This is a genomic window from Duganella dendranthematis, assembly GCF_012849375.1.
GTDB classification, from domain to species: Bacteria; Pseudomonadota; Gammaproteobacteria; order Burkholderiales; family Burkholderiaceae_D; genus Rugamonas; species Rugamonas dendranthematis.
Genome location: NZ_CP051684.1, coordinates 5,515,140 through 5,531,097, shown reverse-complemented (window position 1 = coordinate 5,531,097; position 15,958 = coordinate 5,515,140). Strand labels below are relative to the sequence as shown.

Below are 15,958 nucleotides of genomic sequence, written 5' to 3'. Positions count from 1 at the left end.
TTCGATGCTGCACTGCCGCATTCGCTCGCTGCGGTAAAATCCGAAGCTTAGTCAAACTGGAGCACATCATTACTGCCTCTACCCTGCCGCTGGACAATTCTTTTGCGTCTTTGCCGCCTGCTTTTTACACCCGCTTGATGCCGACCCCGCTGCCTTCCCTTACCTGGTGGGCGTCAGCGCGCCGGCCGCGCAGCTGCTCGGCCTGACGCCGGCCGAAGTGGCCGACAGCGTCGAGGTTCTGATCGGTAATAGCGTGCCGGACCGTGCGCTGCCGCTGGCGGCCGTGTATTCCGGCCACCAGTTCGGCGTCTGGGCCGGTCAGCTGGGTGACGGCCGCGCCATCCTGTTCGGCGACGTCGCCACTGCGCAAGGTCCGATGGAGTTGCAATGGAAAGGCGCCGGCCTGACGCCCTACTCGCGCATGGGCGACGGCCGTGCCGTGCTGCGTTCGTCGATCCGCGAATTCCTGTGCTCGGAAGCCATGCATGCGCTGGGCATTCCCACCTCGCGCGCGCTGGCGGTGGCCGGTTCGGATCAGGGCGTGATGCGCGAAGCCGCCGAAACCTCGGCCGTGGTGGTGCGCATGGCGCCGTCGTTCGTGCGCTTCGGCTCGTTCGAGCACTGGTACTACCGCAAGAAAAACGATGAGCTGAAAGTGCTGGCCAATTATGTGATCGACCGCTTTTATCCGGCGTTGCGCGCGGAAGCCAATCCTTATCGCGCATTGCTGGAAGAAGTCACGCGCCGCACCGCCCACATGATCGCTCACTGGCAAGCGGTCGGCTTCATGCATGGCGTGATGAACACCGACAATATGTCGATCCTCGGCCTGACGCTGGATTACGGCCCGTTCGGCTTTATGGAAGCGTTCGACGCCAACCACATCTGCAATCACACCGACCAGCAAGGCCGCTATTCCTACGCCAACCAGCCGCAGGTGGGCCACTGGAATTGCTACGCGCTGGCACAAGCGCTGCTGCCGCTGATCGGCGAAGTGGAAGAAACGCAAGCGGCGCTGGACGTCTACCAGCCGGAGTTCGCCGCCAAGCTGGATGAACTGCTGCACGCCAAGCTGGGGTTGTCCGTACTGGATGAGCACTTCGATACCGACCGCGTACTGCTGGACGATATGTTCGCGATGCTGGAAGGCGTGGATTTCACGCTGTTCTTCCGCCGCCTGAGCGGCGTGCGCGCGGCCGACGCCAGCGGCGACGAACCGTTGCGCGACCTGTTCATCGACCGTGCCGCTTTCGACGCCTGGGCCGAGCGCTACCGTTCCCGCCTGCGCGCCGAACAGAGTGACGACCAGGCGCGCACGCTTGCGATGAATCAAGTCAACCCCAAATACGTGCTGCGAAACTATCTGGCCCAAGTGGCCATTGAAAAGGCGCAAAATAAGGACTTTTCCGAGGTGGAGCGCTTGCTGGCGGTATTGCAGCGTCCCTACGACGAACAGCCCGAGCACGAGCATTACGCCGCCTTGCCCCGGACTGGGCAAGTCACCTGGAAGTCAGCTGTTCTTCTTAAGCGAGAAATAAGCCATGAGCAATAAAGTTGTCAAACCCGACGCCGAATGGCGCGACCAGCTGGACCCGATGGAGTACCAAGTCACGCGTCACGCCGCCACCGAACGTGCTTTTACCGGCAAATTCTGGGATCATCATGAGCACGGCACTTACACCTGCGTCTGCTGCAACACGCCGCTGTTCCGTTCCGACGCCAAGTTTGATTCCGGCTGCGGCTGGCCGAGCTACTTTGAACCGATCGATCCGGCCAATGTGATCGAGAAGGTTGACCGTACGCATGGTATGCTGCGCACCGAAATCATTTGCGCCGTATGCGATGCCCACCTTGGCCACGTGTTCCCGGACGGTCCGCCGCCAACCGGGCTGCGCTATTGCATCAACTCGGCGTCCTTGCGCTTTGACCCACAAGACTAATAAGACACCATGAAATTCCTGTTCGACCTGATCCCCGTCCTGCTGTTCTTCGGCTCCTATAAGCTGGCTGGCTGGAACGCCGAAGCGACGCAGCACTTCATCAACACCCACATGAGCGGCATGATTTCCGGCGGTTCCGTCACCGCCGAGCAGTCGCCCATCGTCATCGCCACGCTAGTCGGCATTCTGGCGACGATGGCGCAGATTGCCTGGATCAAGCTGCGCGGGCGCAAGGTCGACGGGATTTTATGGCTGTCGCTGGGTATGTTCGTCGTCTTCGGCGGCCTGACCATTTATTTGCACGACGAAGACTTCATTAAATGGAAGCTCAGTATTGTGTACTGGCTGTTTGCCGGCGCGCTGCTGGTCAGCGACCTGGTATTCAAAAAGAACCTGATGCGCAAGTCGATGGGCGAAATCATCGAATTGCCGGAGCAGATCTGGACCCGCTTGAATCTGGCCTGGATCGCCTTCTTCACCTTTATGGGTGTATTGAACTGGTATCTGGCGTTTGTGCTGTTCAAAGGCGATACCGATTCCTGGGTCAGTTTTAAAGCATTCGGCGCCACCGCCATCATGTTTGTGTTTATCGTGGCACAAACCGTTTATTTGTCGCGTCACATGAAAGACCAGGCATGAATCAGATTCAAGATACCCGTCTGGCCCGCATCCGCGCGGCGCTGGAAGCCAGGCTGGAACCAGTCGAACTGGTGGTCGACGACGACTCGGCAGCCCATGCCGGCCATGCCGGCGCGGCCTCTGGCGGCGGTCACTACAACGTCAGAATTGTTTCGTTACAATTCGAAGGGCTGAAACTCGTCACAAGACATCGACTCGTGTATGATTCCGTGCACGATATGATGCATAAAGAAATTCATGCATTGGCCATTACCGCGCTGGCGCCGTCTGAAGTATGATTTTGTGCCGCGTCCGGGAATGATTGCCGTCGGGCTTTTAAAATAACACTTTTTCCAAATACAGGAATTAATAATGACCTTTAAGCCAGCCAAGTTGCTGATTGCACTTCTCGTTGTCGCCGTACCAGCTTTTGCGCAAAACGTTGCCGTCGTAAATGGCAAGGCGATCCCGACCTCGCGCGTGGACGCGGTGGTTAAGCAAGTCGTGGCCCAGGGCCAGCAGCCGGATTCGCCGCAGCTGCGCGATCTGATCAAGAAAGACCTGATCGGCCGCGAAGTGATGATGCAGGAAGCGGAAAAGCAAGGTTATGGCAAGAAAGACGACGTCAAGACCGCGATAGAAAACGCGCGTCAGGCCATCATCATCAACGCCATGATCGCTGACTACGTCAAGAAAAATCCGGTATCGGACGCCGACATCAAGGCTGAGTACGACAAATTCGTTGCCCAGGCTGGCGACAAGGAATACCACGTGCGCCACATCCTGCTGGGCACCGAAGCGGAAGCCAACGACGTGATCGCCAAGATCAAGGGCGGCGCCAAGTTTGAAGAGCTGGCCAAGCTGTCGAAAGACACTGGCTCGGCTGCCAATGGCGGCGACCTGGACTGGGCCTCGCCTTCGTCGTTCCCACCAGTATTCTCGCAAGCGTTCGTCGCACTGGGCAAAGGCCAAGTGACCGAGAAGCCGGTGCAGACCCCGAACGGCTTCCACGTGATCAAAGTGGACGACATCCGTCCAGCCAAGCTGCCGACCCTGGAAGAAGTCAAACCGCAAATCGCGGAAGCGCTGACTCAGAAGAAACTGCAGGCGTATCAGGAAGAACTGGTAAAGAAAGCAAAAGTGCAGTAATGTTATGAAAGGCGGCGCCCTGCGGGGCGCCGTTTTTAATTCCGCGTTGGTATGATGCACCTTCAGAGTGTAATTTTTTAAGGATTTAGATAATGATGTTGAAGCCAGCCCGTCTGATGTTAGCCCTGATCGCCATGGTTGCCGTCCCAGCGTTCGCGCAAAATGCCGCGACCGTGAATGGCAAGGCGATTCCTGCCGCCCGCGTCGATCAAATGGTCAAGCAAGTGGTAGCCCAGGGTCAGCAGCCTGATTCGCCGCAACTGCGCGACATGGTCAAGAAAGAACTGATCGGCCGCGAAGTACTGCTGCAGGAAGCCGATAAACAGGGTTATGGCAAGAAGCCTGATGTAACCGCTGCGATCGACAACGCCCGTCAAAGCATTATTATCAATGCGATGCTGGCTGATTACGTAAAGAAAAATCCGGTATCGGATGCGGAAATCAAAGCTGAATACGACAAATATAAAGCAGCCATGGGCGGCACCGAATATCACTCGCGTCATATTCTGGTTGCAACCGAACAGGAAGCCAAAGATATTATCGCCAAGCTGAAAGGCGGCGCTAAATTCGAAGAACTGGCCAAAGTATCGAAAGACGGTTCGGCTGCCAATGGCGGCGATCTGGGCTGGATGACGCCAGGCAAATTGGTGAAACCATTCGCTGACGCCATGGTCGCACTGAAAAACGGTGAAATCACCCAGACCCCAGTGAAAACCGAATTCGGCTATCACGTAATCAAAATGGAAGAATCCCGTCCTGTAAAACTGCCTTCGCTGGAAGAAGTCAAACCGCAAGTCGCCGAAGCGCTGCAACAGCGCAAGATCGTCGCCTACCGCGAAGAGCTGGTGAAGAAAGCCAAAGTCCAGTAAGCTGGATTGCTCCGCAAGAAGCGCCTGCATGCAGGCGCTTTTTTTACGTCCTCTGCAAGCCGGAAAATGGCGCATTCGCGCCAACAACCAGCATGAAACCAGACTTCCTTCCCACAGTAAGGGGTGCCCTCGCCTCTACCGCCGACACCAGCCGCGCGCCCGCCATGCGCGCTTACGTGCGCGATCAATTCGATTTCATTGGCGTCGGCACACTACAACGGCGCTCCGCCTGCAAACCGCTGCTGGCCGTTTTAAATTACAAAACCAGCACGATGACACGGATGTCGCACTGCGCGACGATATTATGTGGGTACGCCGCATCGCCTTGTTGCAGCAATTAGACTGACGCGATAAAACCGATGCGCAACCGCTATTCAATCATTCAGAAAGCCATCGGCTGGGCATTGAGAGATTATGCCCGCCACGCGCATGACGCTGTACGCATATTCACGCACAAAGAAAAAGAGCGGGTTGCGCCGCTCCTTTTTCGTGAGGTTAATAAATACCTGTAATTAATTACCCGACGAATTTACGGGCATTGCGGAACATGCGCATCCATGGCGATTCCTCACCCCACGCTTCCGGCGCCCACGAGTGCTGGACGGTGCGGAATACGCGCTCGGCGTGGGGCATCATGACGGTGAAGCGGCCATCCGCCGTGGTGACCGAGGTCAGGCCTTGCGGCGAGCCGTTCGGGTTGTACGGGTAGGCTTCGGTCGCGGCGCCACGGTTGTCAACGAAACGCATGGCGGCCACAGCTTCGCTGATGTTGCCGGTTTGCGAGAAATCGGCATAACCTTCGCCGTGCGCGATGGCGATCGGCGTCTGGGTGCCGGCCATGCCGCTGAAGAAGATCGACGGCGAGTCCAGCACTTCCACCATCGCAAAGCGCGCTTCGAATTTCTCCGATTTGTTGGTGGTGAACTTCGGCCACGCGTGCGCGCCAGGAATCAGCGGCTTCAGGTTGCTCATCATCTGGCAGCCGTTGCAGACGCCCAGGCCGAAGGTGTCCTTGCGCGCAAAGAACGTGGCGAACTGATCCGACAACGCATCGTTGAACAGAATCGTCTTGGCCCAGCCTTCGCCGGCGCCCAGCACGTCGCCGTACGAGAAGCCGCCGACGGCGATGATGCCCTGGAAGTCGGCCAGCTTGGCGCGGCCAGAGATCAGGTCGCTCATGTGGACGTCGATCGCCGCAAAGCCGGCCTGATGCATGACATAGGCGGTCTCGATGTGCGAATTGACGCCCTGCTCGCGCAGGATGGCCACGCGTGGACGCACGCCGGTCGCCAGGAACGGCGCAGCGACGTTGTCGCTCAGGTCGAAGGTGATCTTCGGCGTGATGCCTGGATCTTGTTCGTCCAGCAGACGGTCGTATTCGGCATCGGCGCAGGCTGGATTGTCACGCAGACGGGCAATACGCCAGCTGGTTTCGCTCCACAGGCGGTGCAGTTCGGCACGCGACTTGTTGTAGATAATCTTGGCGTCGCGGGTGAATTCGATCACGCCACGGTCATTCGGCTTGCCGATGATATGGCTGCAGGCGCCCAGGTTGAACGAACGCAGCACATCCATCACCAGCGATTTCTCGTCGGCGCGCACCTGGATCACAGCGCCCAGCTCTTCCGAGAACAGTGCGCGCAGCGTTTGCTCGTTGCGGCGCTCGGCGATCTGCGTCGCCCAGTTCTTGGCGTCGCCCTGGTCGGCGCCATGGCCCTCTTCCAGCGTCAGGATGTCGAGGTTGATCGACAGGCCGGCGCGGCCGGCGAAGGCCATTTCGGTCAGCGTGCCGTACAGGCCGCCGTCCGAACGGTCGTGGTAAGCCAGCAGCTTGCCATCGGCGTTCAGTTGCTGGATGGCGGCGAAGAAGCCCTTGACGTCTTCCGCGCTATCCACGTCCGGCACCGAATTGCCCAGCTGGCCCATGACTTGCGCCAGCGCCGAGGCACCGAGGCGGTTCTTGCCGCGACCCAGGTCGATCAGGATGATGGCGGTGTCGCCGGCATCCATGCGGATTTGCGGGGTCAGCGATTTGCGCACGTCATACACCGGCGCGAACGACGACACGATCAGCGAGACCGGCGACAGCACCGCCTTGGCCACATCGCCCTCTTTCCCGCTTTCTTTCCACGTCGTGCGCATCGACAGCGAATCCTTGCCGACCGGGATAGAAATACCCAGCGCCGGGCACAGTTCCATACCGACAGCCTTGACGGTGTCGTACAGTGCAGCGTCCTGGCCGGGCTGGCCGCAAGCCGCCATCCAGTTGGCCGACAGCTTGATGTCTTCGATCGAGCGGATCGGCGCGGCGGCGATGTTCAATACCGCCTCAGCCACAGCCATGCGGCCCGAGGCGGCAGCGTTGATCACGGCCAGCGGCGTGCGTTCGCCCATCGCCATCGCTTCGCCCTTGTAGCCTTCGAAGCTCATCGCCGTCACGGCACAGTCAGCCACCGGCACCTGCCATGGGCCAACCATCTGGTCGCGCACGGACATGCCGCCCACGGTACGGTCGCCGATGGTGATCAGGAACGATTTGTCGCCGACGGTCGGCAGCAGCAGCACGCGCTCGGCGGCGTCGGCCAGATCGACACCGGTCAGGTCGATGGCGGGGAAATCGTTTTGCACGTGATGCACGTCGCGCTGCATTTTGGGCGGTTTGCCCAGCAGTACGTCCATCGGCATATCGACCGGCTCGTTGCCCAGTTCCGGATCGATCAGCTTCAGCTGACGTTCTTCGGTGGCGGTGCCGACCACTGCAAACAGGCTGCGCTCACGCTCGCAAATCGCCTGGAACAGCGGCAGGTCGCTCGGCGCAATCGCCAGCACATAACGCTCTTGCGATTCGTTGGACCAGATTTCTTTCGGCGCCATGCCGCTTTCTTCCAGCGGAATCTTGCGCAGGTCGAAGATCGCGCCGCGCTTGGCGTCGTTGGTGATTTCCGGGAAGGCATTCGACAGGCCACCAGCGCCGACGTCGTGGATCGAGATGATCGGATTCTTGTCGCCCAGCTGCCAGCAAGCGTTGATCACTTCCTGCGCGCGGCGTTCCATTTCCGGGTTGCCGCGCTGGACCGAGTCGAAGTCCAGATCGGCGGTGTTGGTGCCGGTCGCCATCGACGAGGCGGCCGAGCCGCCCATGCCGATGCGCATGCCCGGACCGCCCAGCTGCACCAGCAAGCTGCCGACCGGGATATCGTTCTTGTGCGTATGCTGCGACGAGATGTTGCCGATGCCGCCGGCAATCATGATCGGCTTGTGATAGCCGAACACGGTGTCGTGTGCGCCGGCGAACTGCTTACCGATGTTCTGTTCGTAGGTACGGAAGTAACCGCCCAGCACCGGACGGCCAAATTCATTGCTGAAGGCAGCGCCGCCCAGCGGGCCGTCGATCATGATCTGCAGCGGCGAAGCGATGCGCTCCGGTTTGCCGTACGGGTTGCCGGTGTCGCGGTAGTCGCCGTCCTTGATCGGTGCGGTGACGACGGCATCGCTTTCCCACGGACGCACGGCGCCCGGCAGCAGCAGGTTGGACACGGTAAAGCCAGCCAGGCCAGCCTTCGGCTTGGCACCGCGGCCGGTTGCGCCTTCGTCACGGATTTCACCGCCGGCGCCGGTCGAGGCGCCTGGGAACGGCGAGATCGCGGTCGGGTGATTGTGGGTTTCCACCTTCATCAGCGTGTGGGTCAGCTCGGTCATCGGCGCATACTGCTGGCCTTCGCCTTGCGGGAAGAAGCGCATCACTTCCGCGCCTTCCATGATCGACGAGTTGTCGCTGTAGGCAACCACGGTGCCCTTCGGCTGCAACTGGTGGGTGTTCTTGATCATGCCGAACAGCGACTTCGGCTGGGCGACGCCGTCGATGGTCCAGTCGGCGTTGAAGATCTTGTGACGGCAGTGCTCGGAGTTCGCCTGCGCGAACATCATCAGCTCAACGTCGGTCGGATTGCGACCGGCCTTGGTGAAGGCGGCGTCCAGATACTCGACTTCATCGTCCGACATGGCCAGGCCGAGGTCGGTATTCGCCTTGTCCAGCGCCGCTTTGCCACAGCCGATCACGTCTACCGATTCCAGCGGCCGGGCTTGCAGTTCGCGGAACAGGCCGGCAGCGTCGTCCGGCGAGCGCAGCACCGATTCGGTCATGCGGTCGTGCAGCAGCGCGGCCACGGCCTGCAATTCCTTATCGCTGAGCTTTTTGGTCGCGCCCAGCGCGGTGCCCAGGATGCCGGTCTTCAGGTTGATGCGATACGCCACGCCGCGCTCGACGCGCTTGATGTGCACCATGCCGCAGTTGTGGACGATGTCGGTGGCCTTGGAGGCCCACGGCGAAATCGTGCCGAAGCGCGGAATCACGAAGAATTCTTCAGCGTGGCCTTCAGTGTTGTCGGCGTGCGCCGGTTCACCGTAGGTCAGCAAGCCTTGCAGGCGCTGGGTGTCGTCGGCCGACAAGGGTGCGCCGGCATCGATGAAGTGGACATAGCGCGCCTGAACGGCGGCAACGGAAGGCAGCACCGCTTGCAGTTGGTTCAACAGGCGTTGGCTACGGAATGCGGACAGGGCGTTAGAGCCCGGCAGAATCAGCATGATTGGAAGAGAGTTGATGCAGCTGGGCTGCGGTTTAAAGGGAGATGGGGCACTAGATACTGTGTTGCGAGATTTTCCTTTGCGCGCATTATACCCGCTATCAGCGTTGCCATATAGTGCCACTGCCGTGCAAAAGCTGCCACAGAAGCAACATTTTGCGCCGAAAATCATCTATTTTCACTTGCCTTGGAGTATGCTGGACGAAACTTAGCTTGGATGTAGAAGAATGGCAGAATATAGCGACTTGTCAGTGCTGATCGTCGATCCCAATCCGGGGATGCGCGGCAACCTGCACAATATGCTCAGCCAGGCATCGATTACCAAGATCGATTACGCGGTCAGTTCGGGCACGGCGATTCGCCAGCTCACGAAAAAACCGTTCGACATCATCTTGTGCGAATACGACCTCGGCAACGGCAGCGGCGAAGCGAACGGCCAGGATGGCCAGCAGCTGCTGGAAGATTTACGTCATCATAAACTGATCACGCCGTGGACGATTTTCATCATGCTGACCTCGGAAGGCGAGTACGGCAAGGTGATCGGCGCGGCCGAACTGACGCCCACCGACTACGTGCTCAAGCCGTTCACCGTGGACGCCCTGCTCCAGCGCCTGCAACGCGCAGTCGACCGCCGCACCTCATTCTTGCCGATCTATCAACTGGTTGAAATGGGCAATGTGCGCCGGGCGATTAACGAGGCCAAGGCCGCCGAGGAAAAAACCCCTCGCTACGCCGTCGACTTTGCCCGCCTGCGCGCCGAGCTGCTGTTTTCGATCGACGAACTGGCAGAAGCGGAAACTGCCTACCTGTGGATATTGATGACGCGGCCGGTGGCCTGGGCCCACCTGGGCCTGGCGCGCTGCCGCTTCGGCTTGCAGAAATACCTGGAAGCGCAGGAAACCCTGTCGCTGCTGCTGGAACAAAATCCGCGCTACATGGCCGCCTACGATCTGCTGGCGCGGTGCCACCAGGCGCTTGGCCAGCAAGAGGCCGCCAAGAAGATCCTGGAAGATGCGGTGGCGATTTCGCCGCACATGGTGCGCCGCCTGCGCCATCTGGGTGATGTCGCCTTTGAGACCGGCGACGTCGGCGTGGCCGAGAAGGCCTTCAAGCAGGTGGTGGCCAAGGCCAAGTATTCCGAATTCCGCGACCCCGAGGATCACGTCAAGCTGGTCAAGACGCTGGTCAAGAAAGGCGACGCCCACCAGGCCAGCGGCGTGATCCGCGACATGGAGCGCTCGCTGCGCAGCGGCCCGAATGTGGACGTGTGCCGCGCCATCGCCGCCGGCCTGTTGCAGGAAATGAGCGGTAACCTCACTGCCGCCGCCACCGAGCTGACCAACGCGGTCAACGCCGTGGCCGGCAGCCGTGGCCTGTCGACCGGCCTCAAGGTGGGGCTGGTGCACAGCTGCCTGGCCGTCAAGCTGGACCAGCAGGCGTCCGATTTGATGCTGAACCTGATGAACGATACCGAAAGCGGCGTCTCGATGGACGACGCGGTGCAGGTGTTTGAAAAAGCCGGCCGCCACGATCTGGCCCAGGGCATGGGCGAACAGATCAAGATTCAGGTGGACGAGCTTATCGCGCACGCCAGCGAGCAGCGTTCGCACGGCGACCTGCGGGCGGCGGTCGATACGCTGAGCGCCGGCCTGCGCAAAGCGCCCGGCAATATGGCGCTATTGCCGGCGGCCGCCTCGGCCATTCTCAAGCAGCTGGACGACCTGGGCTGGGAAGCGCCGCTGGCCGAACACTGCCAGTTCCTGCTGGAGCGCATGCGCCGCCTCGATCCGGCGCACCCGTCACTGGAGACGCTGACGGCGCAGTATCACTACACCCAGCGCAAATACGGTATATCGGCGGTGGCCTGAGCCACCGTCATTCCCGCGCAAGCGGGAAAGACCGCGTCAGTCGGGGCTGACCACTTCGTAGCCTTTGGCTTTCAGCGCGGTCAGATAACTGTCCGGGCCGACGATGTCGGACAGGCGCAGCATGGCAAAACTGGTGGTGTTGGCCTCCAGCGCTTTGTCGACGGCGGTCAGCCACGCATTCTGCACGCGCTGCTGGACGTTCTGCCAGTTTTTCTGGTTCTTGACGAAATCGGCGTTGCGCAAGGCGTCACGGCACTCCGCTTCCTGGTCGGCATAACTGAGTTTCTGGATCGCTTCCAGATCACCCTTGGCCCAGGCGTTGGCGCGCACCCGCATGGCGTCAAGATCGCTTTCCAGACGGGTCAGCGTCTTGTCGAAGCATGCGGTGTCGGCCAATGACGACTTCTTGAATTCCTTGACCATCTTCGAGGCGTCGTCCATTTCCAGCGCGATGCTCGTGTCGGTCTTCTTGATCTTGCGTTCCTTGACGATGGCGTTGATTTTATTACTGACATCGTAGCCCTTGCCCAAGCCCGACTGCTTCAGCGCCGCATCGTACAGCGCATCCGCCACGAAGATCGGCCGTTCGCGCTCGATGCTGTCGTCCTTGCCCAGGTATTTGGTCTTGAGCGGCTGCCAGCGCGCATACACGTCAGCAGGCAGCACATCCTTCAGCGTTGCCCCGTCCGGATTCTTCTTAATGCCGATTAGGCTAGGCAGCAAGGTCAGGCCGCGGAAGAAGCCGACATGGCCATGCGCGCCGGGCGGGCCCAGATACTCTTGTGATTGCGCCAGAATCGACTCCACCTGCTGCGAGCGCCACTCCATCTTCAGCGGCAGCGGCGAATAACTGCCGAACACCCACAGCACATGATCGCCTTTGCTGACCTTCCACAAACCCGGACCGGGACGCTGGCCAACCAGCAGAATGGTTTCGGTTTCCGGCGCGGCCTCCTCGGTGGGGGCCGGTGGAGTGGCTTCTTGCGCCAGCGCGGCGGTCAGGGGCATGAGCAGGCAGATCGTGGGCAGCAGGCGTTTGAGCATAGGTCCGGTTCAGAAAGCGATGAGGCCGTTGGCGAGGCAGTGGCTGATGAAGTACCAAGAGACAAAATACAAACCGCACAGCAGGAAGGCGGACACAATCGCGGCACGCGGTGAACTGCGGGATTGAAAAATCCTCAATAAAGTGCGCACGATGTCCTCCCAACCTGTCTAAAGTTCAACTGTACGTCGCAGGCAACAGTCAAACAAGACCCGATTGGGAGGTGGCGCCATCCGATCCCAGGGGTATCGCCTAATCGGCTGATGGCGGCAAGGGCGTGCCAAAACCACCACCACCCGGCGTTTCAATAATGAACACATCGCCCGGCTGCATATCGGTCTTGCCAATGTGGCCCAGCACGTCCACGCTGCCGTCCGCGCGCTGCACGCTGTTGCGGCCCAGCGCGCCCGGCCGGCCGCCAGCCATGCCGAATGGCGCATAGATGCGGTTGTTGGACAGGATGGCCGCCGTCATCGGTTCCAGGAAGCGCACCTTGCGCACGCCACCGTTGCCGCCGTGCCAGTGCCCTGCTCCACCGCTGCCGGCGCGGATTTCATAGCTGTCCAGCCGCACCGGAAAGCGGAACTCCAGGATTTCGGGATCGGTCAGGCGCGAATTGGTCATATTGGTCTGCACCACCGACGTGCCATCGAAGCCGTTGCCAGCGCCGGAGCCGCCGCTGATGGTCTCGTAATACTGGTACTTGGCATTGCCGAAAGTGAAGTTGTTCATGGTGCCCTGCGCCGCCGCCATCACGCCCAGTGCGCCGTACAGCGCATTGGTGATACAGGTGGAGGTCTCCACGTTGCCGGAGACGACCGACGCCGGATAGTGCGGATTCAGCATCGAGCCGTTTGGAATCAGCACCTTCAGCGGCTTGAGGCAGCCGGCGTTGAGCGGAATCTCATCATCCACCAGTGTGCGGAACACGTACAGCACCGCCGCCATGCACACCGCCGACGGCGCGTTGAAGTTGTTCTCCAGCTGCGGCGACGTGCCGGTAAAGTCGATTTCCGCGCTACGCGCCTCCTGGTCCACGCGCACCGCCACCTGGATCTGCGCACCGTTATCGAGCGGCAGCGTGAAGGCGCCATCCTTCAAGGCACTGATGACGCGCCGCACGGCTTCCTCGGCGTTGTCCTGCACATGGCCCATATAGGCCTGCACCACATCAAGGCCAAAATGCGCCACCATCTTGTGCAGCTCGTCGACGCCTTTCTGGTTGGCGGCGACTTGCGCGCGCAGGTCGGCCAGGTTCTGGTCCGGATTGCGTGCCGGGTACTGCGCGCCGGCCAGCAAGGTGCGCGTTTCGGCTTCGCGCAACTGGCCGCCATCCACCAGCTTGAAGTTATTGATTAACACGCCCTCTTCTTCGATCACGCGCGAATCCGGCGGCATCGATCCCGGCGTGGTGCCGCCGATGTCCGCATGGTGGCCACGCGAGCCGACGTAGAACAGGATGCGCGCACCGGTGGCGTCGAACACCGGCGTAATTACCGTGACGTCCGGCAGGTGCGTGCCACCGTTATACGGGTCGTTCAACATGAAGACGTCGCCGGCGCGCATGCGGCCGGCGTTTTCGCGCATTACGGTCTTGATGCTCTCGCCCATCGAACCCAGGTGCACCGGCATATGCGGCGCGTTGGCAATCAGGTTGCCATCGGCGTCGAAGATGGCGCAGCTGAAGTCCAGCCGCTCCTTGATGTTGACCGAATACGCGGTGTTCTGCAGGCGCAGCCCCATTTGCTCGGCGATCGACATGAACAGGTTATTGAAAATCTCCAGCATCACCGGATCGGCCGTGGTGCCGATGGCGCGCCGCTCGGGCAGCGCCGCCACGCGCTTCAGCACCAGATGGTCGTGCAGCGTGACTTCGGCCTGCCAGCCCGTTTCCACAATGGTGGTCGCGTTGGCTTCGGCGATGATCGCCGGGCCTTTGATGACGTCACCAATGCGCGTGGCGCCGCGCTGGTACAAGCTGGTTTGGCGCCATTTGCCGCCGGTGTACATCGGCACCACCGCATGCGGCATCAGGCCGGAGACGCGGCGCGCCGCCGGCTCCACCGTCTCTTGCGGCGCATCGGACTTGCCGACCGCCTCCACCGACACCGCCTCAACGATCAGCGCGCGCGATTGCATCAGGAACGAATAGCGCTTGCGGTAGGCCGCTTCAAATTGCTGCTGCATCGACGCCACCGTATCGAACAGCACGATCAGCGCGGTGTCAGTGCCTTCGTAGCGCAGGTGTACGCGGCGAATCAGCGTAATGCGGTCATCGTCCACCTGCTGGTGATGCAGGTCCGCGCGCGCGTGCCGGCCCAGCGCATGCAGGCGTGCTTGCAGTTCTGCGTGCGCCTCTTCGCTTAAATGCGTTTCGATGGCCGCCTCTCGCATCGCCGTCTGGTCGGCCAGACCCATGCCGTAGGCCGACATCACGCCGGCCAGCGAGTGCACGAACACCGTTTTCATGCCCAGCGCATCGGCCACCAGACAGGCGTGCTGGCCGCCGGCGCCGCCGAAACTGGTCAGCGCGTATTCGGTCACGTCATGCCCGCGCTGGACGGAAATCTGCTTGATGGCGTTGGCCATATTGCCGACCGCGATGTCGAGAAAGCCTTCCGCCACCTGCTCCGCCGTGGTCGGCGTGCCGGTGGCAGCGGCGATGTCCTTGGCCATGTCGCCGAAGCGTTCACGCACCGTGGCGGCGTCCAGCGCCTGCTTGCCGTCGGCGCCGAACAGCTGCGGGAAGTGATGCGGCTGGATTTTGCCCAGCATGACGTTACAGTCGGTGACCGCCAGCGGTCCGCCGCGCCGATAGCTGGCCGGGCCGGGATTGGCGCCGGCGCTGTCCGGCCCCACGCGATAGCGGCTGCCATCGAAATGCAGCACCGAGCCGCCGCCGGCAGCCACAGTATGAATGCTCATCATCGGTGCGCGCATGCGCACGCCGGCCACCTGGGTCTCGAACACGCGCTCGAATTCGCCCGAGTAGTGCGACACGTCGGTCGACGTGCCGCCCATGTCGAAGCCGATCACCTTGTCAAAGCCCGCCAGCCTGGACGCGCGCACCATGCCGACGATGCCGCCGGCCGGACCGCTCAGGATCGAGTCCTTGCCCTGGAACGCGCGGGCGTCGGTCAGGCCGCCGTTGGATTGCATGAATTGCAGGTTCACGCCCGGCAGTTCGTTGGACACTTGCTCCACATAGCGGCGCAAGATCGGTGACAGATAGGCATCAACCACGGTGGTATCGCCGCGCGCCACCAGCTTCATCATCGGGCTGATGTCGTGCGATACCGATACCTGCGTGAAGCCGATCTCGCGCGCGATACTGGCCACGCGGCTTTCGTGCGCGTGATAGCGGTAGCCGTGCATGAACACCACCGCCAGCGAACGCAGGCCGGTCGCATACGTTTGCTCCAGACCTGCGCGCGTGGAGTCCAGGTCCAGTGCAGTCACCATTTCACCGTGCGCGCCGATGCGCTCATCGATTTCGATTACATGGCTGTACAGCAGTTCCGGCAGCAGGATGCGGCGGTCGAACAGGCGCGGACGATTTTGATAGGCGATTCGCAGCGCATCGCGGAAGCCACGCGTGATGGCCAGCGCAGTGGGTTCGCCCTTGCGCTCCAACAGCGCGTTGGTGGCCACCGTGGTGCCCATCTTGACGGCGCCGATCTGCTCTACCGGAATCGGCTTGCCCTTGGCCACGCCCATCAGCTGGCGGATGCCGGCGATGGCCGCATCCATGTAGTGCTCGGGATTCTCCGACAGCAGCTTGAGCGTGCGCAACCGGCCATCTGGCGCGCGCGCCACGATGTCGGTGAACGTACCGCCACGGTCGATCCAGAATTCCCAATCCATGCGTGCCTCGCTAAGTTGTGAAGCG

At 61.2% G+C, this 15,958-nt stretch carries 11 protein-coding genes and 1 pseudogene; 9 read left to right on the top strand and 3 right to left on the bottom strand.

Going from position 1 to position 15,958, the window contains the following annotated elements; translation table 11 throughout:
• Window positions 1-56: 56 nt before the first annotated feature.
• The 8 genes and pseudogenes from HH213_RS25310 to HH213_RS30315 all read left to right on the top strand — a co-directional run bounded on the left by HH213_RS25310 (window position 57) and on the right by HH213_RS30315 (window position 5,088).
• Window positions 57-1,527 (top strand): annotated as a pseudogene (locus HH213_RS25310) (protein adenylyltransferase SelO).
• A 14-nt stretch (window positions 1,528-1,541) separates the two neighbouring features.
• The gene (gene msrB, locus HH213_RS25305) at window positions 1,542-1,940 is read left to right on the top strand and encodes a peptide-methionine (R)-S-oxide reductase MsrB (RefSeq protein ID WP_110847832.1); all 399 of its coding nucleotides are present in this window, start codon (window positions 1,542-1,544) and stop codon (window positions 1,938-1,940) included.
• Between the two features lie 9 nt (window positions 1,941-1,949).
• A complete protein-coding gene (locus tag HH213_RS25300) occupies window positions 1,950-2,579 on the top strand; it encodes a septation protein A (protein WP_169114085.1) in 630 nt (209 codons plus the stop codon).
• Entirely contained in the window at window positions 2,576-2,857 is a 282-nt protein-coding gene (locus HH213_RS25295) for a BolA family protein (protein WP_110847830.1), read from the top strand. The genes HH213_RS25300 and HH213_RS25295 overlap by 4 nt, the downstream gene beginning before the upstream one ends.
• A gap of 73 nt (window positions 2,858-2,930) precedes the next feature.
• Window positions 2,931-3,707 (top strand): peptidylprolyl isomerase, encoded by a 777-nt coding sequence (locus HH213_RS25290; protein WP_169114084.1) that lies wholly within the window; start codon window positions 2,931-2,933, stop codon window positions 3,705-3,707.
• A 92-nt stretch (window positions 3,708-3,799) separates the two neighbouring features.
• Complete coding sequence (locus HH213_RS25285) at window positions 3,800-4,576, top strand: foldase protein PrsA (protein WP_161053356.1); 777 nt, start codon at window positions 3,800-3,802, stop codon at window positions 4,574-4,576.
• A 92-nt stretch (window positions 4,577-4,668) separates the two neighbouring features.
• The gene (locus HH213_RS30320; RefSeq protein WP_308494514.1) at window positions 4,669-4,917 is read left to right on the top strand and encodes a DNA alkylation repair protein; all 249 of its coding nucleotides are present in this window, start codon (window positions 4,669-4,671) and stop codon (window positions 4,915-4,917) included.
• Window positions 4,918-4,935: 18 nt separating this feature from the next.
• Window positions 4,936-5,088, top strand: coding sequence for a DNA alkylation repair protein (locus HH213_RS30315; protein WP_229263150.1), 153 nt, complete (start codon window positions 4,936-4,938; stop codon window positions 5,086-5,088).
• 4 nt (window positions 5,089-5,092) lie between these two features.
• On the opposite strand, the gene purL is transcribed toward HH213_RS30315, so the two are convergent.
• A complete protein-coding gene (gene purL, locus HH213_RS25275) occupies window positions 5,093-9,160 on the bottom strand; it encodes a phosphoribosylformylglycinamidine synthase (protein WP_169114083.1) in 4,068 nt (1,355 codons plus the stop codon).
• A 226-nt stretch (window positions 9,161-9,386) separates the two neighbouring features.
• Between purL and HH213_RS25270 the strand changes: the two genes are divergently transcribed.
• Entirely contained in the window at window positions 9,387-11,027 is a 1,641-nt protein-coding gene (locus HH213_RS25270; protein WP_169114082.1) for a tetratricopeptide repeat-containing response regulator, read from the top strand.
• Between the two features lie 36 nt (window positions 11,028-11,063).
• Here HH213_RS25270 and HH213_RS25265 read toward each other — a convergent pair whose 3' ends face one another.
• The gene (locus tag HH213_RS25265) at window positions 11,064-12,071 is read right to left on the bottom strand and encodes a TraB/GumN family protein (protein WP_169114081.1); all 1,008 of its coding nucleotides are present in this window, start codon (window positions 12,069-12,071) and stop codon (window positions 11,064-11,066) included.
• A gap of 250 nt (window positions 12,072-12,321) precedes the next feature.
• A complete protein-coding gene (locus HH213_RS25260) occupies window positions 12,322-15,933 on the bottom strand; it encodes a hydantoinase B/oxoprolinase family protein (protein ID WP_169114080.1) in 3,612 nt (1,203 codons plus the stop codon).
• Window positions 15,934-15,958 lie beyond the last annotated feature (25 nt).